The sequence below is a fragment of the uncultured Chitinophaga sp. genome, assembly GCF_902168175.1.
GTDB lineage: Bacteria > Bacteroidota > Bacteroidia > Chitinophagales > Chitinophagaceae > Chitinophaga.
Genome location: NZ_CABHOU010000025.1, coordinates 378,197 through 400,374 on the forward strand (window position 1 = coordinate 378,197; position 22,178 = coordinate 400,374).

Genomic DNA, 22,178 nt, shown 5'->3' on the forward strand with positions numbered 1-22,178 from the left:
ATATTGTTTTAGTGGGAAACTACGATTTGGCAAATTCCGGGAAAGCGGCTCTAGGAATGGCCAGGGTAAAAACGGCCGTGACAATGGTCCCCCAAAGTTGGATGGATGCTCCCCCAATGATAAACCCTTCGAATGGGCCACCAAAGCAGCATACCCATAACAAAAAGGAGATCCAACAAATGATGATTGTTCTCCAGGCCTTAATCTTTGCAATTTTATACAAATAGTAGGGCGCAACCGCGACCATCAGCCCATAGAATACCCACTGAGGAATGCTACGGCCACCATCAGCGCCAGTAGCGGCTTTAATGATGTTGAATATCGAAATATAGACGGTGATCAAATCAACCGGCACCAGTTTTACCAGCCGGTCCATATAGGAAAAATCAGGGGCCGGTTCGTCTGATTGCGTCGTAACGCCTTTTATCGGTAGAATAATATCCCTAGGCATTGTGGAAATATATTTTGGTTTATAAATGAGCAATATTGGGAGGTAAGGGAGCAAACGCTATGGGGCAGCGGGATTGATCGAATTACCGGAGCGAATCGTTCATCACTAAATTGTTTAATAAAAACTGATCTATTAAAAATACACATTTTTCTTTCAATCCAACACCTAAACGACTATCCGAAGCCTGTTGAAGTAAAATTGTTACTGACTACGACTGTCTTGCTTGAGTTAATATGCAGGCCAGGCAAGGGTTCTGGCGGCCCAAAAAAACAGGCTGGAGAAAACCCCAGCCTGTCCACTTTAGTTACCGGGGATAGATTGCTTTCGAACCAGTTTATACATATAATTAATAACTTAACCCTAAATATTTGACAGAAATCGTTCTGGCCTCGATATGTAGAAACGCTCATTAGTGCCCGGAATGCCGAACATTTTTTGAAATAGACAGAACCTGCATAAATGCTTATCTTGTTATATCGCAAAACATCTTCAAAATAAATGTAATGAACGAAGAATTTACTTCCTTTTCAGCCTGCTCTGCAAGGCTTATGGGTTCCTTTATAAGCCTTAAATTTTCACTCTCATGTATAAGTCAAATAACCCCATCTGAAACATCGGGGTGGGCGGCCAGGCTGGAAAAAAATGTAGGTAACAAACTGTCTGACCTAGGCGTGCATGGAAGGATTAAGGGTGCTTTAGAAAATGGCGAATTTGCGACAGAATATATTAAATTTTCCGCCCTTACCAACGCGATTATGAGTTTTTCCTCTACGACGGAATATTTCATAAAAGATATTATTCAACTCTGTCTACAACGAAGCAGCAAATTGAGAATGCACGCCTTCTCCCAATTTGAGATTTCGGCATTGATGCTAGAAAATAACAAATCTATTGACGAAATAAAGCTTCATCTCGTTCAGCGGCTTTCTTCTACATATTCCAAGGGGGGATCATTCAAAGACAAAATAACAAAGGCATCGACCTTCTTAATATTAGATAACGGCTGGCAAGAAAAACAACTATTTAAGGCATTGGACTCAATTTTTACTATGAGAAACCATATTGCTCATAATAATACAGACTTTCTTGAAACCATAGAGCTACAATCTAATGAAGGGCCGCTTTCCATCAAGAGAAGCTCATCAAGTGAAGAATTTACAAACTTCACTATAAAGTTTGTTGAAATTTTAAATGAAGCGTACGCCTATCTGATTAAATGGGATAAGCAATGTTTAATAAGATGGAACGCGGATAATTTCATTGCTCGAAAATAGAGCGTCAATGGCAGCTTGAAACCCTGCGTTAACTCAAAATCATTGCTGAAATAGGAGGTTTATCATAACGCATATTTGATTAAAAAAGCGTATCTTAACGATGCTTCCCAAACCGAAAAGAAATTATACTAGGATCTATTTTGTCTGTATTCTCATCGGTGCGCACAACTTAATTCATTGTAAAAATTTTACCGACTAACGAAACGTTACGTTATATCGGTAAACCACCCACAATCCTTGCTCCAAAATTCTTATTATGGAAAATGGCCGCTACCTAACATCTTTTCTCGAAATATCAGTTGAAACAGATCTGAATCTATCAAACCTTGCCTTATTAGACAACGCTGCCCAAGGCACCTACTACCACGAATATCTCCACTACATACAAGATATTACAACTTGTAGTGGATTATGCAAGATTTGGCGTGCTTTTGACTGTCTTCGTCAACTCATATCATCGATTCAACCAAATGACGTAATAGACGTGAATGCGCCAATGGACAATGCTGTTGCTACAGAACAAAAAAGACATCTAGACTTCCTGGAAACCTTACGTGGCAGCGGCCAAATTAGAGGAATCTCTATTGAGCTGGCTGACAGCTACAATATAGTAGAAGTATTGGAAGAAAAAAATCCGCTAATCCTTGACTACTATGCAAATTCTTCTGCAACTGCAATCAAATTGAGACTGCAAAGTCCCCTACCAGAGACACGTGAAAAACACTTTACTTTTGGAGAAAATGCAGTATCTGAGACGATGGCTTATTTAGTAGAACGCAAATTCTATCCTGATCTCCAAGCCCTTCCCCGTTACCCTTACAAAGTAGCTACCGACTTAGTCCACCATCTTTATCCGGATCTTGTTGCTTGTGATGAAATTATTTTTTCGCTTTGTGATGCTTCATTACTCTACAATATGCCTGGCTGGGCATTTTCCCAAATCATCCGACGGATGGCCGCTCAAAACATAGTTCCTATAAACGGTCGCGAAGTTATTGACTTTGCTTATTCATTTTACGATGAAATAGAATGGAACCACAATGAATATTCGAGGTATGCAATCCAGTCTATCCAATTCATTAGTGACGCACTATACGGCCACAACTATTATACAGCGACCAAAGATCTGTTACAGGCAAGTGTTGAAAGAGGAATGTTGATTCGGCAAGAAAACCCTTACTTCTTAGTTGATATTTTCACTCAAAACCAGCCATTAAGTCCCGAATTTTATATGACTTTTAATTTCCTAGGCGGCCCTCTCTCAATTAACAACAATGGAGGGAGATGGGTCCGAGTGCCACTTGGAATGGAAGCGCTGCAAGACATGGCGGATCCTTCTCATTTTCGCGTAGCTTGGCAATTAAGTAAGTTTTTACTTGAGGCGGAAAGACCTTGTAGCCTAATAAGATGTTGCCGATCAGCCGATAACCGTAATATCGATCACCGTTGTGAACACAGTCCATGGCAACGTGTTAATGACGAAAATGGATGCCCTTACGCCGCAGCTTGGGCCTTATATGGCTTCCATAAAAAAGATTTCTATCTGAACGGAGTTTTAATACAACAGAGATCTGAAGATGTATTACCGGAGTAGCACCCAGTTTAATATTTGATGCTAAAACTAAGACTCGCCTAACAACCTAGATATTGACTTCAATCAGTGGTAGAGTGCAAAAATTCTAATTTTTTTACAATTAGCACATATTTTAAATCGACATTCGGGCAGACTTACGCATGATTATACTTCAATTTGGTATTTTCCATTAATAGAAAAAATAAAATCATTTTATTATAACCTACAATTACGGTAACATGACAGAAGTAAAAGTACCAGAAGCCAATGGGCTTGATAAAGTATCCTTACTGCTGAAGTTTGCCTTCAATTCGGTACCAGGCGGGGCGATCCTCTATGAACTTTACACCTTTATGGTGCCCAACAGCTTAGAAAAGCGGCGTGATCGCTTTTTTTCTGCCCTCGTTGAAAGAATGAATCGATTAGAACAAGAAGGAAAGATCCTACTAGATCGTTTGCGAGATAGTGAAGAATTTCACGAGATTTTGATGGAAGCCACCCGGCAGGGCATTTTAACAGCAGATGAGGAGAAACGAAAGGCTTTCGTAAATATAATTCTCAATTCCGCTTTGGGAAACAGCCCTGACCATCCTACGTCTATGATCTTCCTCGGAATGATGCGAGAGTTTACGTCCTTACATATTAAAATGTTGGTCTACTGCAATGACCCCAAAGCTTATTTAAACAACATTAAAATTAGCCAAGAAATGTTTCGAGGATTGAATACCTCGCAGGTATTTGACTATTTGTTTCCTCAGAAAGATGGATATGAGTCTATTTTGGATAAAGTTCATGCCGATTTATATACGCCACATTTAATCTATGAAATCGGAGTGTCTTCCTCTATCGATGATTGTATTATCGGTAGAATAAAACCGTTGGGAGAAAATTTTTTAAAGTTTATTACCGAACCTCCCCTAGACATATAATTATTTTTTTGCGTTTCCATACTTGAGTATCCAGTTAACCAGATGCATGTAATCCCGTAACGACAGTTGGTATTCATGTTTTTTCTCAAACGCCCTAGCGTCCGCTGTAAATGAAGAGGTTGTCACCATCATAGCGCGAGTGGCTCTCGCATCACAAAGCGTACCGTAAAGGGTACGCACCAGCTCTACTCCGATTTTCCGATCTTCCCGGTATTTTTTGGCTTCTACCAAACACAATACCTTCCCCTCTTCTGAATTGCGACGCGCCAGAATATCAGCTCCTCCGTCCCGGGTTTGTTTTGTGAGTTCCACTTCCCATCCCATATCCTGAAGTAATTCAGCAAGCATTTTTTCAAAATCTCTTGGACTAAGCGAGTGCACAGCCGAAGGCTCCTTTTTTAAACGAGCAATTAATTCACTGTCGGCGGCCACGATGAGGGGTTGATACGTGGAAATAATCTGTGTTTCTGGCACGATTATACGGCCAGGCAAGTCGTATAAGGGGACACTATACATGTCTGCAAAATGTTGTGCCATTCGGATAATGGCGGCAGGCGAACCGGCGGCTTCTTGCAGCAACATTTCACTTTGCGCAAATAAAAGTGGCGGCGTCACTTTCAACAGCAATCTCCTTGCATCTGAATCTGTTAAGGGGCCAACTTCTAAATGTCGGGCGAGCATATTTGAAGGTGTATCTCGAAGGAATATAGTTGTATCGATATCACGATTACTAAATAAGTAGTTTTTTATCGACTGCTGTTTCTCTGTGGTCATACTGCCTGCATCGTCAATGACGACCAAATTAGTTTGCCCATTTAAAGTATTTCTTTGCGCAGAAAATGACAACATGATTTCATCCAGTAGTTCGCGCGGACCCAAGTCCTTAGTGCTTATCCAAATGGGCTCATAGGCTGCTGCATTGGTAACAAACCAGTGTTTTAGTAATGCTGTTTTCCCATAGCCTGATTGACCACAAATTGTTATTATTTTGTCCTTATCGGAACTGTAAAGATTTCTATCTAACCATTGCAGCTCAGTCCTTCTACCAGTAAAAAGCTCTTCGTTTTCTAGTCCAAACATGTCCTTGAAAGTTTAATTGTTTACGTGCCTTCGTGTCAGATAAACTATTACCTTACAAAGCACTATTCACTAAAATACAGATTTTCGAAATGGGGTGACGCGGACACTTCGTAGGTTAGCTGGGGTTATTCCTCTGCACCCGGCCGAGGATAAAAAGACTATAGTTTGACCTTCTCTGTCAAGAGAAAAATGGGATATTTCGAAAAGTTCGATGTCGTTCAGTTCAGTACCGCATATGGATTCGAACCAACAAACAATTGCAAATCAATAATTAACACACCGGGGCGAAATAATAAAAAAAAGAAGATCCGCTCTACGAGCGGATCTTCACCATCTGTTACCCGACCTGGATTCGAACCAAGACAAGCAGAACCAGAATCTGCGGTACTACCATTATACTATCGGGCAATCTTACTTCGGTAGAAGGGCAAAGATACTAAACACCGGGTATTTAGTCCAAAAAAACATACTGTTTTTTTACGTTTTACCTCTTCCGTATGCGTTTAAAAGGCTTAGTTATCAACCTTCGCCCCGCTAACCGGGGTGCAAATATACTTAAGCCTTTGGAAATACAAAATTTATTCTTCATCCATCTCGCCCTCGGAAAGATCGTCGACCGAAACGGGATTTTCGCCATTAAACAGTACAGATACGCCGTAGGGCTCGCAAATTGGCAAATCGCCTTCGGAAAAATGGAGCAGCCATTCTTCACCGGGATAAAATATAAAAGTAGGTGTGTACACCGGGAAATGATCGGGCGGCATGGACAATAATTCATCGGCGGCTTGTTGGTCGAGCCCGAAAAACGCAGGGTCGCCTTTCAGCTGCTCCTGCAGGAACAGGATACCTCTTTCTATCCAGTTATCCTCGGCATTTACCACGTTACGGCAATGGTCCATGTTGATTACAGCAAGATCGCTGCTGCCTTCCAGCATAATGTTGACGGGCACTTTTCCATCGGCCCTGCCTTTCCACAAATAAATATCTTCTGGTCCGCTGTAAAGCTCAAGCGTACCCAATACAGGGTCCTGTAATGTTTCTCCGGTAAATTTTTCCATCGGCAACAATTTAAATCGATTCTTAAACTTTTTTTAATGCAACCTGCTAAGGAGGGCCGTTGAGTGTTCTAAGACCTGGCGGCAGGCGGCCAGCCGGTCAGCATGACTTAAGCTAAGTTTGGATAAGTTTCCTGCGCACAAGTTAACAAGAAAGTAGAAAATATCACCTGAATTTTGAAATGCACCCGGGCAAATGGGTTTTCGCTCCTTTCCCTACCCTGTTTTCTGATAAATGTATAACCATTCCCTTTGTTTATCCATTGTACCACAACTGGACCAGGGATAATTTTACACCAGCTGTTTAACGAATTCATCTGCTTTTAAATAAACCGCAATTCCTGCACCGGTAACGATGCCTGGCAACGCCATCTTCAAAACAATTAACATTCTTCAACAACAAAAATATACTACATGACAATTTCTCCCAAACTGCTTGATCCCACTAACCACGCGCTGGTCCTTATCGATTTTGAAAGCCAGATGGCTTTTGCTGTAAGTAATATCGACATCTCTTTACTGCGCATCAACACGGCTATCATTTCAGGCGCCTCTAAAATCTTTAATGTGCCTACTATTGTTACTACCGTGGCCGAGCGTAGTTTCAGCGGCCCCGTGTTCCCGGAAATCGAGGAGTTTTACCCGATCGCTACTTCGGGTTACATCGACCGGACTACTATGAATAGCTGGGAAGATGTACCTGCTTACAATGCGATTACCGGTACCGGTAAAAAGAAGATCGTACTGGCCGGACTGTGGACCAGCGTATGTATCGTTGGTCCGGCTTTATCGGCACTGGCGGAAGGTTACGAAGTATACATCATTACTGACGCCTGTGGTGATGTAAGCACCGAAGCACATGAACGCGCCATCGAGCGTATGATACAGGTGGGTGTACAACCTATGACGTCTATCCAATACCTGCTGGAATTGCAGCGCGACTGGGCACGCCAGGAAACTTATGGTGCTGTTACCTCGCTGATGAAACGTTTCGGCGGCGCTTACGGCGTAGGTATCCAGTACGCACACACAATGCTGGCGCACTAAGTGAAGGTCACTGTTTCATATATCGTTGTTGCGCTGGTTTGCCTGGCGCAACAACCTTTATTCGGCCAGCAGTTTAAGCTGATGCGCTTTAATGAAGACTACCCCCTGCCTGATCCCAACAGTAACTGGTACCAGCATTTAAAACATGTGGGCGATAGCACCTGGTATGTATCATTCGGCGGGGAAGCCCGCTATGAATATGTATTAACAGTGAACGAGGATTGGAGTAAAGAAGGCGACCGTACCGACCAGTACAACTTACAACGCTACCTGCTGCATGCCGACGTACATCTTGGAAAAGCAGTACGCCTGTTCGCACAACTGGGCAGCGCCTTTCAACTGGGCGGTAAATACGAAGCGGGGCCACTGAACGAGGACAACCTGAATATACAGAACCTCTTCGTAGACGTAAGTCCCCTGCATCAGCCTGCACAAACACTCACTATACGCATAGGCCGACAGGAACTGGATTACGGCACCGGACGACTTATTTCTGTGAGAGAGGGCACCAACGCCCGTAAATACTTCACCGGCGCCAAAATCATGTACACCACCCCGCGATTCGGGATCGATGCATTGATGATGATGAACGACGAAGTAAGGCCCGGTACCTTCGACAATACCGCCAGCCGCGAAATCAATCTCTGGGGCACCTACGCCTGGCTCGCCATTCCCGCCAGCGGTAACTTCGATTTTTATTACCTGGGCACGCACCGCGACGAAGCAAGATTTGAAGAAGGGGTGGCGAAAGAAACGAGGCACACGATTGCCACGAGGTATTGGAAATACGGTGGCGGCTTTATCTACAACCTCGAAGCAGCTTACCAGTTCGGCTCCTTCGGCCAGGACGACATACAAGCCTGGACGCTGGCCATAGACCTCGGTTATACGTTCGAGCACCTTGCCTGGAAGCCGTCGGTGAACCTGCGTAACGATTACATTTCGGGCGACGGGCAACCGGGTGATGGTAAACTGCAAACCTTTAACCCATTATATCCCAAGGGTGGTTACTTTGGTTTTAATCCAAGGATAGGGCCTGCCAATCTCATCGACCTGCATCCTTACCTGTTGCTTACCCCCGGCCCGCGTTTATCGTTGCAGGCGGATGCTGTGTTTAACTGGCGGTATGCTACCAGCGACGGCATTTACAGGCCCAGCGGGAACTTTAACACATCGGGACTGGGATCTGACAAACGTTACATCGGTACGGCTTACCTGCTTAGCGCCGACTACAGCTTTTCGACATTCATAAAACTCAGTTGCGGCGCGCAGTACTTCCATACGGGGGCATTTATTCACGACATCGTAAGCGCACCCGCTAACTCCTGTTTCTTTAATACACAACTTTCTTTCCGTTTCTAAATATTCAAACTGATGATCATGAGAAAAACGATTTTATACTTTTCCTTTATGCTGGCAACACTGGGCGCGTTTGCCCAAACGTTGCCTGCCATTGGCACGGCTGCGGTTGTGGGTAAGGTGGATGGTATTGCCATTGAGGCGAAGGTACAAAGCCCCTCCGCCCAGCCCACTCCCCTGCAGGTTGCCTGCCTGTTCGAATACACCGAAAATGATTTAACCAACCCGCCTGCCCTGCCAGCTGCGCTTAACGGCATGTTACACCTGGACGAAGCGCTGCACGGCATCATTACTGAATTACGTAAAAGTGGCAGGTTCACGGGGCATGCCTACGAAACACTGCTGATCACGCCTCCTGCAGGTACCATTCCGGCTAAAAAACTACTGCTTATCGGGCTGGGCGACCGTAATAAATTCGACGCATCTATTATGGTAACGGTAGGTAGTATAGGGATGCGTGAGGCCTTAAGACTGGGTGTTACTGCCTATTCCCACGCCAGTGATCTGAAAGATGCAGGCATCGATTCGCCTACTGCACTGGTGGCGGAGAATGTGTTAAAGGGTGCGCTGGAAGCTCATCGTACGCAGGTTTTCCTGAAAGAAAAGAAAATGTCGGACCTCAAACCGCTCAGCAAAATCACTTTACTCGCCGGCCCGGCCTTCTATGCACCATCCGGCGAGGCGTTGAAGAAGGTAATCGCATCTTATCACAACTAATTACTGCCACTATGACTGCCGATATGATCCTTTACAACGGGAAAATACATACCGTTGACAAAGAAAATCCAACCGCCACTGCTGCGGCTATCAAAGACGGAAGGTTTGTTGCGGTGGGCAGCGACTTCACGGTGATGCAGCTGAGTGGCGATAACACCACGCTCATCGACCTGAAAAGGAAATGTGTGATACCGGGCATTAACGATTCGCATACGCACCTGATACGCGGCGGTCTTAACTACAACCTGGAACTACGCTGGGATGGCGTGCCTTCGCTGGCCGATGCTATGCGCATGCTCAAACACCAGATAGACCGTACGCCATCGCCGCAGTGGGTAAGGGTTATAGGTGGATGGTCGCTGTTCCAGTTTGCGGAAAAACGACTGCCTACACTGGCGGAACTGAATGACGTAGCGCCGGACACGCCTGTGTTCCTGATGCACCTGTACGACCGTGCACTGCTTAACCGTGCTGCGTTAAAGGCCGTTGGTTATACTAAAGATACGTCCGCCCCGCCCGGTGGTGTTATTGAACATGATGCGAACGGTGAACCTTCGGGCCTTTTACTGGCCGCTCCGAACGCCATGATCCTTTACTCCACCCTGGCAAAAGGCCCCAAACTGTCGTACGAACACCAGTTAAATTCGACCCGGCACTTCATGAAAGAACTGAACCGCTTCGGTATTACCAGCGTAATTGACGCGGGCGGCGGTTTCCAGAATTACCCGGACGATTATAAGATCATTGCCGAACTGCATAGCAAAAACGAACTCACGTTACGCATTGCCTACAACCTTTTCACGCAAAGGCCTAAGCAGGAATATGAAGACTTTGATAACTGGATAAAATCGATCAAACTACACCAGGGCGATGATATGTATCGCCACAATGGTGCGGGTGAAATGCTGGTATTTTCGGCGGCCGACTTTGAAGATTTCCTTCAGCCCCGTCCAGACCTATCGCCTGATATGGAGAAGGAACTGGAAAAGGTGATACGGCTGCTGGTGAGCAACCGCTGGCCTTTCCGCCTGCACGCTACTTACAACGAAAGCATTACCCGCTTCCTCGATGTGTTCGAAAAAATAGATCGTGACATTCCTTTTAACGATCTGCATTTTATTATCGACCATGCCGAAACCATCGACCAGCGCAATATAGAAAGGGTGCGCAAACTCGGTGGCGGTATCGCTATCCAGTCGCGCATGGCTTTCCAGGGCGAATATTTTGTGGATAGATACGGCCACTCTGCCGGCGCACACACGCCACCCGTAAAACAGATGCTGGACATGGGTGTACCGGTAGGCGCAGGCACCGATGCCACGCGTGTATCGAGCTACAATCCATGGGTAGGTCTGTACTGGCTGAGCGCGGGCCGTACGGTAGGTGGTTTACAGTTGTACGACGATGATACCAAACTGAGTCGCGAAACGGCATTGGAGCTGTATACCCGCGGCAGTGCATGGTTCTCGAACGAGCAGGATAAAAAGGGGAGTATCAAAAAGGGCATGCTGGCCGATGTGGCGGTGCTTAACAGCGACTACTTCGGTATAGCGGATGAAGACATTAAACACATAGAGGCCGACTTAACGATCGTTGGCGGTAAAGTGGTGTATGCAAAAGGGGAATTCTCTCCCTTTGCCCCTCCTACTATTCCCGTATTACCCGACTGGTCGCCGGTGAAGGTGTACGGTGGTTACTTTAACGCTAAGTCCAAACTGGCCGATACCATTGCTACCACTGCCCACCACTGCTCTGGCAGTTGTAGCGTACACGGGCACAACCACGATGTGGCACGAAAAAGCGATATCCCGGTTAATAATTACACCGCTTTCTGGGGTGCGCTGGGTTGCTCCTGCTTTGCTTTTTAGGAATATTTTAAACTGATATGATGATGATGGAGTTGATTAAAACATTACTGTATTCCGATTTGGGCAATGCCGTGAGTAATGGCGCCATGCTGGTTTTCCGCGTGCTGCTGGCGGTGGAACTGTTCAGGGTACACGGACTGAGAAAGTTTACGGGCGAGAAGGAAATAGTGCCTAACCCTTTAGGGCTGCCCGCTGTTATTAACCAGTTCATGGCCACCTTTGCCGATACAGTTGTACCACTACTGGTGATACTGGGCATTGGCACCCGGCTGGCGGTTTGGCCCACGATAGGCGTTACCGCGGTAGGTTACTTCGTGGTACACCGCCACGACTCAATAGCCGTAAGGGATGTGCCTTACGTGTACACCATCTGCTTTTTACTGATCGCATTTGTAGGCCCGGGCGCTTATTCGCTCGACCATTACCTCTATTCTTTACTAAACAAATAAAACAAAGTAATATGCAACCTCACATTGGTATTTCCGCCGAAAACCTGGCCACGGTTTCACACGCGCTTAGCAACATACTGGCCGACGAATTTATGCTGTACGCTAAAACCCGCAGCGCACACTGGAACGTAGAAGGTGCAGACTTCTACAACAAACACCTGTTTTTCGAAGGCCAGTATGAGCAGCTGGACGAGATCATGGACAGCGTGGCAGAACGTATCCGTTACCTCGGCCACTACGCCCCTGCCACCTTACATGAGTACTTAAAACTCACCCACTTCTCTGAAAGGCTGCCGGACGATAACAGCTCGGCCACCTTTATTAAACACCTGCTGGAAGATCATGAAAGCCTGATCATTCACCTGCGCGGCAACATCGACCTGTTCGCCAATGAACTGAAAGATACCGGCACCAGCGACTTCATTACAGGCCTGATGGAAACACATGAGAAAATGGCCTGGATGCTGAGGGCGCATTTAAAATAAGTTTATGGAGCAGAATAACACCATCAAATACATTACGCTGCTGCTTACGTTTTGTGCAGGCTTTTGCGATACTGCTACCTTCGTGGCCGCCGACGAATTATTCTCGGCCCACGTTACCGGCAACTTTATCGTATTTGCCTACGACATCGTGAACTATTCCGATAAACAGGCATGGCTAAAACTGCTGTCTTTCCCGGTGTTTATTGTATCGGTAGCTGTTGGTGGCAGGATTATCTCGAAGGCAGGTAACAAGTACACCATACTGGTAATAGAAGGTTTGCTGATGCTGTTGTGCGGAGGGGCTATACTGGGAATGGAATACAGCGGCAGTTTACCAAAACCGGTATTGTTTACCATAGCCATGGTACTGGTATTTGCCATGGGTTTACAAAATGCTTTCAGCAGGTTGTTTGCGAAAGAAACCTACGGCCCTACTACCATCATGACCGGTAATGTAACACAACTGGCGCTTGACCTGGAGCAGGGTTTAAGGAATAAGTTCGATGATGGCATAGGTGCCGCTGTGAAGCGGCAATCCATCACACTGAGCGGCTTTTTAGCAGGTTGCCTGGCCGGCGGCGTACTGGCGCAACGGATGGGACTGGGCGCAGTGGCCCTGCCCGGCGTGCTGCTCGTACTGATGTGCGTGGCCTGTTTCCCCCTGGGGAAAAAGAATTAGTTAAACAAAAGCCCGGTCACCTCGCGATGACCGGGCTTTTATCTTTATTGCGCCTGGTAATGCACCAGGTCAATACCCACTCCATTAGGGTCCTGTATGGCAAAGTGCCTGTCGCCCCAGGGCTCGTTGCGTATATCGATCTGGATCTTTATGCCCTTTTTCCTGATCTCACTATATAGTTTGTCCACATCATCTACTTCAATCGTAAGGTACATTCCTTCACCTTTAAACGCTTTGTGAAACAAGGGCTGCTGCGAAGGATGATCGGGCAGCAGGAAGCTTATTTCGGCCTGTTTGCCCGGGGTGTGCAGCAATAGATAAAATTCGTTTTCGAAGGTTACGCCAAAGCCCAGCACTTCCGTGTAAAAAGCCTTGCTCTCGGCGAGTTTGTTGGTGATAATACCTGCATTCAGTTTCATGGTCCTTTGTTTTTGGGTGATGGTTTTCTTTTGTGCCTGCGCGGTAACGCTGAGTGCCGCCAGTAGCATGATTGTTAGTATCCGTTTCATGATGTAAAGGTCTGCCTTTACGTGCTGCCAACATTGTAAAAATCGGACATAATCAGCGGCCGAATGCTTTGGAGGGTGTAACGCCGTAGAAGTTTTTGAACTCTTTAATGAAATGTGCCTGGTCGTAATAACCTGCATCAAAAAAGAGTTTGTTTTGCCTCAGGCTTTGGCTGGAGGGTTTGGCGCGCAGGATGTTCTGGAAGCGCACCACCTTGCTGAAGGTTTTGGCCGTGTCGCCTATATAAAACTCAAACAGGCGGCGTAACTGGCGCGGACTGATACCCGTATCCAGGCCGGTTTCCACATCTACTACCCCTGCGTTTTCAAGAATAAGCGCCATGGCATTGTACAGGCGGGCATCGGCATTAAACTTTAAGTTGGATAAGCAATCCAGGAAATACTTATCCAGTATCGCTTTCATTTCAGTGATAGATTGCTGTGCATGAAAACGGTTCCTGATAAAATCAGCGGTAGCAGGAACAACGGCATCCAGTGGTGAAGCCTGGTTGCTGAGGGTGGCGGCGTTGATATTAAATAGTTGCGGGAACATTGTGGGCAGAAAACGAATGCCTACGTAGTTAAATGTATTATCGAGCGCAAACTCCGTATACTGCTTGCAAAAACCCATTACGAAGTGTTCTTCCGGATGACCGGGCTCAAAGAAAATATCGATACAACCATCGGCCACTACGCGGTAAGTGAACACCTCGTTAAGCGGCTGTTGGGTTTTAAGTTGCCAGTAACAATAAATAAACGGTTGCAGGCTTTCGTCGGGCAAAAACTCGGCGTACGTAACATTCGTGGCCGATTGTTTTACGGTAGGCTGTATGGGCCGGTAAAGCTGTCGTATATACCCGGGTATCTCCAAAATGCGAAGGATTTTGGAAGGAAAGATACAAATCTAGTTGCTCTTTTTCCCCTTCGTAACAGCGCTTCGTTGAAAGTTCTCCATCACACGATAAAGATCTATCGCCATCTTTTCGGGGCTTATACCATTTTCGGACTGGCCCTGTGGAAACATCTTGTACATCATCTTCAAAATCTTATCGAAACCCTGTGTTGCCAGAATTTCCTCGTCACTCTTTTGCGTAGCATTGGTTATAAGAAACTGTTTCTTCATCACGGTATTGATATTAGCGAATGTAGAAATTAAAATGAAACAGTGATTCGCAATTCGCCTGTAGGCCTGTCAATCGTGTTGGTTGTTGGGTATCCTTACTATTGATCTGTAATACGAATATAAGATTTTTCAATGCCCAAACTTTAATCTCCCCGTTCCAGTTCGTGCCTGAAACGGGTAAAGTTCATGCCGGTTTTTGTTTTAAAATATTTAGAGAAGTGAGCAATGTTATCGAAACCCAAATGGAACGCGATCTCTTTCATACTTCCCCTTGAAGATAACAACTGACGTTTGGCTTCGTTGATGATCTGCTGCTGGATATGGTAACTGGCGGTAAATCCTGTCACTTTCCTGATGGATGTGTTGAGGTAATTAGGGGTTACCATCAGGGACGATGCGTATTCGGCCACTTTCTTTTTACGCAGGAACTCTTTTTTCAGCATCAGCCTGAACCGGATGGTCAGTTCGCCTTCGCGGGTAACAACGGGTGCGGGCTTTACGGCTTCCAGCCTGCGCGATAAATAGATCATCAGCAGGCTCAGTAAACCGGTGAGTATTTCATCACGCATCCATAAATTATTCTGGTACTCGCGCTGCATTTTACTTATCACTTCTTCCAGCTCGCGCTGTATGTCGTAGTCGGCCCGCAGGGTGAGCAGTTGCATATTGAGATTGTTCTGCTCCAGGATGCTGGCAATTTCTTTCAGGTGACTGCTTACATAGAGGAAGTCGGGGGAGAAACTGAGGTAATGTCCCGTTGCGCCGGGAGCTAAACGGAACCGGCGAAGCTGCCCGGGTGCGAGTAAAAAGATCTGCTGCGGTTTCACTTCGCACACTTGCGAATCTACCTGTATCCACCCACTGGCTGATTTACACCATAAAATCTCAAAGTGTTCGAGTCGTTTGGGCGCATCATCCTCCCAAAAACTTTCGCCTGCACTGCCGGCAAGGTCATATAAACTGAACTGTTTGGAGAAAAGGCAGGTGTTACGATTTGCCTGTAATACAGGCGGCCTGCCGGCGCTGAAGATAATGTTGCTATGCATATACAAGTCCTTTAACGGAATTGCATAACATTTGCAATCGGAATGCCGGGTTTACAATCCATTGAATTACAATGAATAACAACCAATTACACGGGTCGTTTTAGCGATATTTCGCTAATGGTTTCGGAGGTTTTAATGAAATGTCGCTAACGTAACAATCCTCCACACAGGAAAGATACCCGGGTGGAGGATCGCTTCAATACGTTTGTTGGCTTAACACTCGTACATCTCTTCCTGCAGCAATTCATTAATGGCTTTACAGAGTTGGGTGCGGGTGAAAGGTTTTTCAAGGAAAATATCGGCGCCGCTTTCCAGCGCAACGTCTTTTGCTGCAGCGTCCATACCGGAGATCATCACGATCCTGGTATCCGGGTAATTATCTTTGATATAACCGATAAAATCGAGTCCGTAACCATCTGGTAAACGGTTATCGAGAACAACTATAGCAGGTGGTGTTTGTTGAAAATATTCCACAGCTGCGGTAATGGATTTTACATGTTCCACTTCCAGTCCCTTGCCGTCGAGCAGCAGGTTAATCAGCAGGCACATTTCGCCTTCGTCCTCTACAATCAGTAATTTCTGCGCTATGGCGGTTGATGTGGTATTGTTTGGCATAATCTGGCTTTTTAGAGATATACATTTTGTGTACATCTGGTATATAATAAAAACCATACCAACCGCTCGTTTTATGTTTTCCGGGGAACAAGTGATATATTTAAGCGATTTTTAAAGTAATACGTATGCCAGTTCAGAAAACGGAAAAGCTCACAGGTTGGGGAAATTACCCGGTAGTTGAATCATTTACAGGCTCTATCCGCGATGCGGGAGATGTTAAACAGGCCCTGGAACAGTATACACTGGTGCCCCGGGGACTGGGCCGCAGTTATGCCGACCAGGCGATAAATGACCACAACTTTGTGGGGGATTGTACCCATATGAACCTGTTCATGGGCTGGAACGAGGCGGAAGGCATCCTGGAATGTGGTGCAGGGGCCAGTCTTGAAGAGATCATCACCGCTTTCGCCCCTAAAGGCTGGTTACCGATGATTTGTCCCGGTACCAAGTTCGTGACCATCGGCGGCGCTATTGCCAACGATATTCACGGTAAAGCTCACCATACCGACGGCTCCTTCGTCAACTGTGTAGTATCGTTCACCATCCTGCTGGCCGATGGTAGTATCGTTACCGCCTCCCGCAATGAGTACGCCGACCTGTTCTGGGCCAACTTCGGCGGACTGGGCCTGCTCGGCGTGATCCTTACCGCTAAGATCAAACTGCGGAAGATCGAAACCACGTACTTCAAACAGAAATCTATCAAAATAAAAAACCTCGACCACATGCTCGAGGCGCTGGATACGTACGACCACGAGTATAACTACTCCGTAGCCTGGATAGATGCACTGGCCAAAGGCAACAAAACCGGCAGTGGTGTGCTTACCCTCGGTAACGCGGCCAAATTCGGCGACCTGCCCGATAACCTGAAAGCCAATCCGCTGAAACTGCACCCTACCAGCAAACTGGCCGTGCCGTTCTTCATGCCCAACTTTACCCTCAACAACCTCACGGTAAGGGTACTGAACAAGGTGATCGGTTTCGTGCAAAACTCCCCCAAAGAGTTTATCCACTACGAAAAGTTCTTCTTCCCGCTCGATGCGATCAATAACTGGAACCGCGGGTATGGCAAAAGAGGTTTTGTACAATACCAGTTCGTCATCCCCGAAACCAACGGCAAACAGGTACTCACCGAAATCCTTAACATGATTGCCGACAGTGGCTGTACGCCGTTCCTGAACGTGTTTAAAAAGATGGGCGACGGGCAGGGTTTACTCTCCTTTCCTTTTAAAGGTTACACGCTGGCCATCGACTTCCCGGTAACGAAGAAGTTATTCGAGTTCAGCCCTAAACTGGACAAGAAAGTACTGGACGCAGGCGGCAGGTTGTACCTGGGTAAAGACGGGCTGCTGGAAGAAAGTATGTTTAAAGCCATGTATCCGCAGTATACAGCGTGGATGGACGTGAAACGGAAGTATGATCCTGATGGAAAATTCAGTTCTAATATAGGCAGGCGTTTGGGCTTAAGCTGATGCGCCGCTTCGTGATATAAGTATAACGCCTGGCATAACCGCCGGGCGTTTTTATTTGGCGAACAGTTGTTCAAATTTCGCGATCGCGTCCTGCATTTTCCCATTCACTTTCCAGTCGGCCCCCTTCTGTGCTTCCACGATCATCCCCTTTAACCGCAGCCCTGTTTCCATATTGCCCTGCCAGGTAGTTTCCGGCATCGAAACCGCAGCCAGTAACAGGTCGCCAGGGTAAAAACGTGTATCCGTCATCAGGTCCTTCTCCAACACCTCCATTACCGAAGGCAGGATGTAAGGGATACCGATGTCCTGAGTAAGCAGGGTACGCAGCTCGTTGAGCGACAAGTCCTTAATCTTCTTTTTCCGCGCATTGTGGCAGGTTTCGATCAGGATGGTCGGGAACTTTTTATACTCCCAGATCTTGTTTTCGAGCGTTTCGATAGTGTTGTCGAGATAGGTATTCATAGGTCCTCTGCGTAAATGGTGGATTCACAAATATATACATTTAATTATCTATATTAAAGATTCCTGCCTTTAATCTACCAATCGAACAAATCAGTTAGAAATATATGCGCCTGAAGAATATATGTTTTTCGATCAACTTTATAACTCGTTGTTTGTTATAACTGTTCACCATTAAAACTATGTAAAATCATGGCAAAACAACAAGGAATATTCCCCTTCACCGGGAAACTCGGAAACGTCATCGGCTACTATGCCAATGGCCAATATATTACCCGCAGCGCCCCTGGCGAAGTGCGGCAAACACAGGCTACCCGTTATGCCTCCAAAGACTTCGGCAATGCCAGTAAGGCGGCGGCTACGCTGCGGCATGCCATAGCCCGCGAAATAGACCTTCGGCACGACAGCAGCTTCACTAACCGCCTCAACAAGGCAATGGGCGAGGTATTGCGGGCAGACTGGCAACACCGTGCGGGCAAACGGGTGGTGCAAACAGGCAACCTGCAAAAACTGTCCGGCCTCCGCATCAACCGTAACTGTATTCTTAAGACCGACGTGCTGGTACAACGCACCTTCGACGGCAGCATAGCCGTTACCGTAGTGGACCCGACAGGCCAATTCCCGGCCAAAGTACAGCACATGCAGTTCCGCGCTATTGCTATATGCCCCGACTTCGCACTCGGTTTGTCTAAAACCATCGCATCCGAAAGCATCATGGTACAAAAGCATGATGACCTGGGCGAGCTTGTCTTCAACATCCCCGTAAAGCCAGGCCAAACCGCCATCGTGATCGTAGAAGCAATTGCCTACAGCATGACCATGGGCAGGTTAAGCAGGATGCAGTACAAGATCTATAACGCCGCAGATGTGGTAGCCGTAGTACCCGCGGTAAAAAAGGTGGCTGCAGGCAAGGATTACAGCAGTGCGCCGATGTTGTATGAGCATGCGCCATTCCCTTTAACAGGCATATTTTCCGCGGAAAGCCCTGGTTAGCATTTACGTTTATGGGGATTAATTTGCTGTAAGGCCGGCCTTGCTGTTGAGAGAGGTATATCTGCACCGCTATTTTAGCGGTTTTTTTGTGTTTTGTGGCGATGGGTTTTCATTTTTTGAAGGATAATTAAGGGTGATTTTTGGAGTGAGATGGGAAAAAGTTGCTTTTGCGGGGGCTTCGCGATGAGAGAATAGCAAGTCCGCGTTTTGTGCGGGGCATCTGTGATTACAGTGGTGTTATAGTAATGGTACATCAGGCTCACAGTGGGTCTGGTACATATCAACAAAAAACGCCCCCTTCCTGTAGCCTACTCTTTTATATACAGTAGCCACTACTCTCTTTAGCAGGCTATCCGATATACAAATTGCTTTTGCTATGCTGAACAATCACGATATACAATTACAGTGCATAAACTTAACCTAAACTTCATCCTCTCTCCCACCTCCCCAGCCCCAAAATCCCGAAATTCGCGCCCTGATAAAAACGACTCAATCCAATGAAGAAAGTTCTTCTCGCGCTCGGCGCTTTCCTGTTATGGAACACCGGCGCACACGCACAGGAAAAGCATGTGATCCTTATTAGCATAGATGGTTTAAGACCCGAATTTTATAAAGACCCTTCCTGGAACATGGTGAACCTGCGCCAGGGAATGGCGGAAGGCAGTTATGCAGAGGGAGTAGACGGTGTATTCCCTACCGTTACTTATCCTTCGCACACCTCTATTATTACTGGCGTAAAACCGCTGAAACACGGCGTACTTTACAATACACCTTCAGAACCTACCGGTGTTACGGGTAAATGGATATGGGACTATTCTACCATTAAAGTACCTACGATATTCAGCCAGGCGAATGCGAAGGGATTGAAAACGGCCTCTGTTTACTGGCCCGTATCCGCAGGCATGCCTGTTACCTACAACATCCCGGAATTCTGGTACCTGCCTGCAACAAAAGGCGGTAAGCGTATTACCATCAAAGCACTCAGAGATAGCAGCAAGCCAGCCGGATTATTTGAAGAAATAGAGCAATTCGCTACCGGTAAAATCGAAGAAGAAAACTGGAACGATAACTATCTGACCATCGATCAGAACCTGGCCCGTGCCAGCGCTTACCTGATCACCAAATACAAACCTTCGTTACTGGCGGTACACCTGGTAATGGTCGACCACTTTGAACACGAGCAGGGCCGTGAGGGCGATAAAGTACGCGCGGCGGTGGCCAATGCCGACCATTGCGTTAAAGTGATCCGCGAAGCGGTAGAGAGAGCAGGTATTGCTGCCAACACTACGTTTATCGTGACCGGCGATCATGGGTTCGTGAACGTTCATTCGAACCTGGCACCGAATGTATTGCTTGCTAAAGCAGGCCTGTATAATCCCGATAAACCGCAAGACTGGAAAGCATATTTTCATACTGCGGGCGGAGGGGCTTTCCTGCATCTGAAAGATAAGAACGATACTCAAACAAAAGAGAAAGTACTGCAACTGCTGAAGGGCTTACCTGCTGCTCAACAAAAAACCTTCATCATTAAAACCCGTGACGAACTGGATGCCATTGGCGCTGATCCTACCGCTATACTGGGCATCACCACAGAACAGGGTTATGCCTTTTCCGGCGCTGCTACCGGCGAATTTATTCGTGCACGCAAAGGTGGCACGCATGGTTTTTATCCTGATTTTAAAGAGATACAAACAGGTTTTGTTGCCTTTGGTAAAAACATTAAGAAAGGTGTGGTGATCCCGAAAATGGGGCTGGTAGATATTGCACCGATCATCAGCAAACTGTTACAACTTGAGTTGCCTGCGGGTGACGGCGTGTTGTTGAATGGTGTGTTTGTGAAATAGTTTTTGGTACTATTATTACGGAGGCTGCCGCATTTTGTGGCAGCCTTTTTTTTATTCCCGGGAGAAAATTTATATTGCATTTGCCTTCCCAAAAAGACCTGCCCATCTTAATGTATTTGCTTTTAAAATAGCCCATTTAAATCAAATACAAGTTGTTGTTATAAAAGACTTTCGAGTTTAATAATCAAATCGTTATGTCTGTTTAATGAAAAATTTGTTAACCTATAAGTTGCGCATGGAAATTATTTGTATCTTTGAGAAGAGGCATTGTGAAGATGCTTTGTGGGCGATTAAATTTCATGAAAACATGCCCGATGAATTTAACCGGTTGTTTGGTTTATGGAATGATCATGAATACGTTAGCGCCTTCTGTGAAGCGCACGAAGACAAACTACAAAGTGTTTTTGGGCAGGGCGTTACAGTAAACGATGCGGTAGATGAGATTATCGATGAAGCGGTATTACTGGAGCGTCAACTTTATTATTTTTTCCGGTACAAAAAATTACAGGAAATATTCAGACCACTCCATAATAACGTTTATATGCTACACGCTCTTCAACAATCCAAAGCAGCACCCATCCTGAAAAAACGGAGCCCTGCACTTAGGATTTATGCACTGAGAATGTCGGCCAATACATTCATCATCACCGGCGGCGCCATCAAAATGACCCGTACCATGTGGGAAATGGAGCATTTGCAAAAAGAACTGCGAAAGCTCAACATGGCGGTAACCTGGCTAAAAGAAAATGGCCTTCACTCATCTGAATCTTTAAACGACTTTTGATATGAATATTAACGATAAACTTCGCGAGCTGTCCGGTGGCAAAATGAGTTCCTGGATGGAAGAGGCGCCTGAAAGAATTGCATCCTGGGAGAGCTGGCGGCGAAACTCCGGGAAAATAGCCCTGCACGTGCTTCAAACGTTGAGGGATAAGAACATGAGTCAAACAGAACTCGCGACCCGTATGGGGGTTTCCCGGCAACAAGTATCTAAAATCGTAAAAGGGCAGGAAAACTTCACGCTCGAAACGATCTACAAACTGGAAACTGCCCTCAACATCAAATTGATCACGATTGAGCCCTGGCCAGATAAGAAAAAGAGTTCTTCAAAGAAAAAATAAAGCCGCGGCTAAACAACCGCGGCTCTCTCATTTTAT

24 protein-coding genes and 1 tRNA gene are annotated in these 22,178 nt (G+C 46.2%); 15 read left to right on the plus strand and 10 right to left on the minus strand.

Annotation, left to right across the window (positions count from 1 at the left end):
- Positions 1 to 19: 19 nt before the first annotated feature.
- Positions 20 to 451 carry a hypothetical protein gene (locus tag QZT80_RS04950; RefSeq protein ID WP_295118521.1) on the minus strand — a complete coding sequence of 144 codons (432 nt, stop codon included), beginning with the start codon at positions 449 to 451 and terminating at the stop codon, positions 20 to 22.
- Positions 452 to 954: 503 nt separating this feature from the next.
- Here QZT80_RS04950 and QZT80_RS04955 point away from each other — a divergent pair.
- The 3 genes from QZT80_RS04955 to QZT80_RS04965 all read left to right on the plus strand — a co-directional run bounded on the left by QZT80_RS04955 (position 955) and on the right by QZT80_RS04965 (position 4,227).
- Positions 955 to 1,725 (plus strand): hypothetical protein, encoded by a 771-nt coding sequence (locus QZT80_RS04955; protein ID WP_295118523.1) that lies wholly within the window; start codon positions 955 to 957, stop codon positions 1,723 to 1,725.
- A gap of 256 nt (positions 1,726 to 1,981) precedes the next feature.
- The gene (locus QZT80_RS04960; RefSeq protein ID WP_295118525.1) at positions 1,982 to 3,319 is read left to right on the plus strand and encodes a hypothetical protein; all 1,338 of its coding nucleotides are present in this window, start codon (positions 1,982 to 1,984) and stop codon (positions 3,317 to 3,319) included.
- Between the two features lie 218 nt (positions 3,320 to 3,537).
- Positions 3,538 to 4,227 (plus strand): hypothetical protein, encoded by a 690-nt coding sequence (locus QZT80_RS04965; protein ID WP_295118528.1) that lies wholly within the window; start codon positions 3,538 to 3,540, stop codon positions 4,225 to 4,227.
- Here the strand turns inward: QZT80_RS04965 and QZT80_RS04970 are convergent, their stop codons facing one another.
- From QZT80_RS04970 to QZT80_RS04980, 3 genes are all read right to left on the minus strand, one after another.
- Positions 4,228 to 5,307, minus strand: a complete 1,080-nt coding sequence (locus QZT80_RS04970; protein WP_295118531.1) for a restriction endonuclease — start codon at positions 5,305 to 5,307, stop codon at positions 4,228 to 4,230.
- Positions 5,308 to 5,644: 337 nt separating this feature from the next.
- A tRNA-Gln gene (locus QZT80_RS04975) sits at positions 5,645 to 5,715 on the minus strand.
- Between the two features lie 170 nt (positions 5,716 to 5,885).
- Positions 5,886 to 6,365, minus strand: coding sequence for a hypothetical protein (locus tag QZT80_RS04980; RefSeq protein ID WP_295118534.1), 480 nt, complete (start codon positions 6,363 to 6,365; stop codon positions 5,886 to 5,888).
- A 411-nt stretch (positions 6,366 to 6,776) separates the two neighbouring features.
- On the opposite strand from QZT80_RS04980, the gene QZT80_RS04985 reads away from it, so the two are divergent.
- The 7 genes from QZT80_RS04985 to QZT80_RS05015 are packed head-to-tail and all read left to right on the plus strand — an operon-like array spanning position 6,777 to position 12,966.
- The gene (locus tag QZT80_RS04985) at positions 6,777 to 7,409 is read left to right on the plus strand and encodes a hydrolase (RefSeq protein WP_295118537.1); all 633 of its coding nucleotides are present in this window, start codon (positions 6,777 to 6,779) and stop codon (positions 7,407 to 7,409) included.
- A complete protein-coding gene (locus QZT80_RS04990; protein WP_295118541.1) occupies positions 7,410 to 8,771 on the plus strand; it encodes an alginate export family protein in 1,362 nt (453 codons plus the stop codon). It abuts the gene before it with no gap.
- Positions 8,772 to 8,789: 18 nt separating this feature from the next.
- The gene (locus QZT80_RS04995; RefSeq protein ID WP_295118544.1) at positions 8,790 to 9,485 is read left to right on the plus strand and encodes a M17 family peptidase N-terminal domain-containing protein; all 696 of its coding nucleotides are present in this window, start codon (positions 8,790 to 8,792) and stop codon (positions 9,483 to 9,485) included.
- An 11-nt stretch (positions 9,486 to 9,496) separates the two neighbouring features.
- Positions 9,497 to 11,353, plus strand: a complete 1,857-nt coding sequence (locus tag QZT80_RS05000; protein WP_295118546.1) for an amidohydrolase — start codon at positions 9,497 to 9,499, stop codon at positions 11,351 to 11,353.
- 17 nt (positions 11,354 to 11,370) lie between these two features.
- The gene (locus QZT80_RS05005) at positions 11,371 to 11,802 is read left to right on the plus strand and encodes a DoxX family protein (protein WP_295118549.1); all 432 of its coding nucleotides are present in this window, start codon (positions 11,371 to 11,373) and stop codon (positions 11,800 to 11,802) included.
- An 11-nt stretch (positions 11,803 to 11,813) separates the two neighbouring features.
- The gene (locus QZT80_RS05010; RefSeq protein ID WP_295118552.1) at positions 11,814 to 12,287 is read left to right on the plus strand and encodes a DNA starvation/stationary phase protection protein; all 474 of its coding nucleotides are present in this window, start codon (positions 11,814 to 11,816) and stop codon (positions 12,285 to 12,287) included.
- 4 nt (positions 12,288 to 12,291) lie between these two features.
- On the plus strand, positions 12,292 to 12,966 hold the full coding sequence (locus QZT80_RS05015; RefSeq protein ID WP_295118555.1) for a YoaK family protein: 675 nt from the start codon (positions 12,292 to 12,294) through the stop codon (positions 12,964 to 12,966).
- 44 nt (positions 12,967 to 13,010) lie between these two features.
- On the opposite strand, the gene QZT80_RS05020 is transcribed toward QZT80_RS05015, so the two are convergent.
- The 5 genes from QZT80_RS05020 to QZT80_RS05040 all read right to left on the minus strand — a co-directional run bounded on the left by QZT80_RS05020 (position 13,011) and on the right by QZT80_RS05040 (position 16,256).
- Positions 13,011 to 13,475, minus strand: coding sequence for a VOC family protein (locus tag QZT80_RS05020; RefSeq protein ID WP_295118558.1), 465 nt, complete (start codon positions 13,473 to 13,475; stop codon positions 13,011 to 13,013).
- 52 nt (positions 13,476 to 13,527) lie between these two features.
- Positions 13,528 to 14,343 carry a helix-turn-helix domain-containing protein gene (locus QZT80_RS05025; RefSeq protein WP_295118560.1) on the minus strand — a complete coding sequence of 272 codons (816 nt, stop codon included), beginning with the start codon at positions 14,341 to 14,343 and terminating at the stop codon, positions 13,528 to 13,530.
- Between the two features lie 33 nt (positions 14,344 to 14,376).
- The gene (locus tag QZT80_RS05030) at positions 14,377 to 14,595 is read right to left on the minus strand and encodes a hypothetical protein (RefSeq protein ID WP_295118563.1); all 219 of its coding nucleotides are present in this window, start codon (positions 14,593 to 14,595) and stop codon (positions 14,377 to 14,379) included.
- A 143-nt stretch (positions 14,596 to 14,738) separates the two neighbouring features.
- The gene (locus tag QZT80_RS05035) at positions 14,739 to 15,641 is read right to left on the minus strand and encodes an AraC family transcriptional regulator (RefSeq protein WP_295118566.1); all 903 of its coding nucleotides are present in this window, start codon (positions 15,639 to 15,641) and stop codon (positions 14,739 to 14,741) included.
- A 213-nt stretch (positions 15,642 to 15,854) separates the two neighbouring features.
- On the minus strand, positions 15,855 to 16,256 hold the full coding sequence (locus QZT80_RS05040) for a response regulator (RefSeq protein WP_295118569.1): 402 nt from the start codon (positions 16,254 to 16,256) through the stop codon (positions 15,855 to 15,857).
- A 125-nt stretch (positions 16,257 to 16,381) separates the two neighbouring features.
- On the opposite strand from QZT80_RS05040, the gene QZT80_RS05045 reads away from it, so the two are divergent.
- On the plus strand, positions 16,382 to 17,725 hold the full coding sequence (locus QZT80_RS05045; protein WP_295118572.1) for an FAD-binding oxidoreductase: 1,344 nt from the start codon (positions 16,382 to 16,384) through the stop codon (positions 17,723 to 17,725).
- Positions 17,726 to 17,776: 51 nt separating this feature from the next.
- On the opposite strand, the gene QZT80_RS05050 is transcribed toward QZT80_RS05045, so the two are convergent.
- Positions 17,777 to 18,187, minus strand: coding sequence for a contact-dependent growth inhibition system immunity protein (locus QZT80_RS05050; protein ID WP_295118575.1), 411 nt, complete (start codon positions 18,185 to 18,187; stop codon positions 17,777 to 17,779).
- Between the two features lie 189 nt (positions 18,188 to 18,376).
- Here QZT80_RS05050 and QZT80_RS05055 point away from each other — a divergent pair, with 189 nt between their 5' ends.
- The 4 genes from QZT80_RS05055 (at position 18,377) to QZT80_RS05070 (ending at position 22,142) form a co-directional block, all read left to right on the plus strand.
- Positions 18,377 to 19,177: a hypothetical protein gene (locus QZT80_RS05055; RefSeq protein ID WP_295118578.1), complete on the plus strand. Its 801-nt coding sequence runs from the start codon at positions 18,377 to 18,379 to the stop codon at positions 19,175 to 19,177.
- Between the two features lie 497 nt (positions 19,178 to 19,674).
- A complete protein-coding gene (locus tag QZT80_RS05060) occupies positions 19,675 to 21,021 on the plus strand; it encodes an alkaline phosphatase family protein (protein ID WP_295118581.1) in 1,347 nt (448 codons plus the stop codon).
- Positions 21,022 to 21,256: 235 nt separating this feature from the next.
- Positions 21,257 to 21,805, plus strand: a complete 549-nt coding sequence (locus tag QZT80_RS05065; RefSeq protein WP_295118584.1) for a hypothetical protein — start codon at positions 21,257 to 21,259, stop codon at positions 21,803 to 21,805.
- Position 21,806: 1 nt separating this feature from the next.
- Positions 21,807 to 22,142 (plus strand): helix-turn-helix transcriptional regulator, encoded by a 336-nt coding sequence (locus tag QZT80_RS05070; RefSeq protein WP_295118587.1) that lies wholly within the window; start codon positions 21,807 to 21,809, stop codon positions 22,140 to 22,142.
- The last annotated feature ends 36 nt before the right edge of the window (positions 22,143 to 22,178 follow it).

Bases quoted from the DNA above. Each gene is read 5' to 3' on its own strand.
- QZT80_RS05040 (WP_295118569.1), bottom strand. From the start codon at position 16,256: ATGCCAAACAATACCACATCAACCGCCATAGCGCAGAAATTACTGATT.
- QZT80_RS04980 (WP_295118534.1), bottom strand. From the start codon at position 6,365: ATGGAAAAATTTACCGGAGAAACATTACAGGACCCTGTATTGGGTACG.
- QZT80_RS05045 (WP_295118572.1), top strand. From the start codon at position 16,382: ATGCCAGTTCAGAAAACGGAAAAGCTCACAGGTTGGGGAAATTACCCG.
- QZT80_RS05055 (WP_295118578.1), top strand. From the start codon at position 18,377: ATGGCAAAACAACAAGGAATATTCCCCTTCACCGGGAAACTCGGAAAC.
- QZT80_RS04995 (WP_295118544.1), top strand. From the start codon at position 8,790: ATGAGAAAAACGATTTTATACTTTTCCTTTATGCTGGCAACACTGGGC.
- QZT80_RS05000 (WP_295118546.1), top strand. From the start codon at position 9,497: ATGACTGCCGATATGATCCTTTACAACGGGAAAATACATACCGTTGAC.
- QZT80_RS05020 (WP_295118558.1), bottom strand. From the start codon at position 13,475: ATGAAACGGATACTAACAATCATGCTACTGGCGGCACTCAGCGTTACC.
- QZT80_RS05030 (WP_295118563.1), bottom strand. From the start codon at position 14,595: ATGAAGAAACAGTTTCTTATAACCAATGCTACGCAAAAGAGTGACGAG.
- QZT80_RS05015 (WP_295118555.1), top strand. From the start codon at position 12,292: ATGGAGCAGAATAACACCATCAAATACATTACGCTGCTGCTTACGTTT.
- QZT80_RS04960 (WP_295118525.1), top strand. From the start codon at position 1,982: ATGGAAAATGGCCGCTACCTAACATCTTTTCTCGAAATATCAGTTGAA.
- QZT80_RS04950 (WP_295118521.1), bottom strand. From the start codon at position 451: ATGCCTAGGGATATTATTCTACCGATAAAAGGCGTTACGACGCAATCA.
- QZT80_RS04965 (WP_295118528.1), top strand. From the start codon at position 3,538: ATGACAGAAGTAAAAGTACCAGAAGCCAATGGGCTTGATAAAGTATCC.
- QZT80_RS05035 (WP_295118566.1), bottom strand. From the start codon at position 15,641: ATGCATAGCAACATTATCTTCAGCGCCGGCAGGCCGCCTGTATTACAG.
- QZT80_RS05060 (WP_295118581.1), top strand. From the start codon at position 19,675: ATGAAGAAAGTTCTTCTCGCGCTCGGCGCTTTCCTGTTATGGAACACC.
- QZT80_RS04985 (WP_295118537.1), top strand. From the start codon at position 6,777: ATGACAATTTCTCCCAAACTGCTTGATCCCACTAACCACGCGCTGGTC.
- QZT80_RS05065 (WP_295118584.1), top strand. From the start codon at position 21,257: ATGGAAATTATTTGTATCTTTGAGAAGAGGCATTGTGAAGATGCTTTG.
- QZT80_RS05050 (WP_295118575.1), bottom strand. From the start codon at position 18,187: ATGAATACCTATCTCGACAACACTATCGAAACGCTCGAAAACAAGATC.
- QZT80_RS05070 (WP_295118587.1), top strand. From the start codon at position 21,807: ATGAATATTAACGATAAACTTCGCGAGCTGTCCGGTGGCAAAATGAGT.
- QZT80_RS04970 (WP_295118531.1), bottom strand. From the start codon at position 5,307: ATGTTTGGACTAGAAAACGAAGAGCTTTTTACTGGTAGAAGGACTGAG.
- QZT80_RS04955 (WP_295118523.1), top strand. From the start codon at position 955: ATGAACGAAGAATTTACTTCCTTTTCAGCCTGCTCTGCAAGGCTTATG.
- QZT80_RS05010 (WP_295118552.1), top strand. From the start codon at position 11,814: ATGCAACCTCACATTGGTATTTCCGCCGAAAACCTGGCCACGGTTTCA.
- QZT80_RS05005 (WP_295118549.1), top strand. From the start codon at position 11,371: ATGATGATGATGGAGTTGATTAAAACATTACTGTATTCCGATTTGGGC.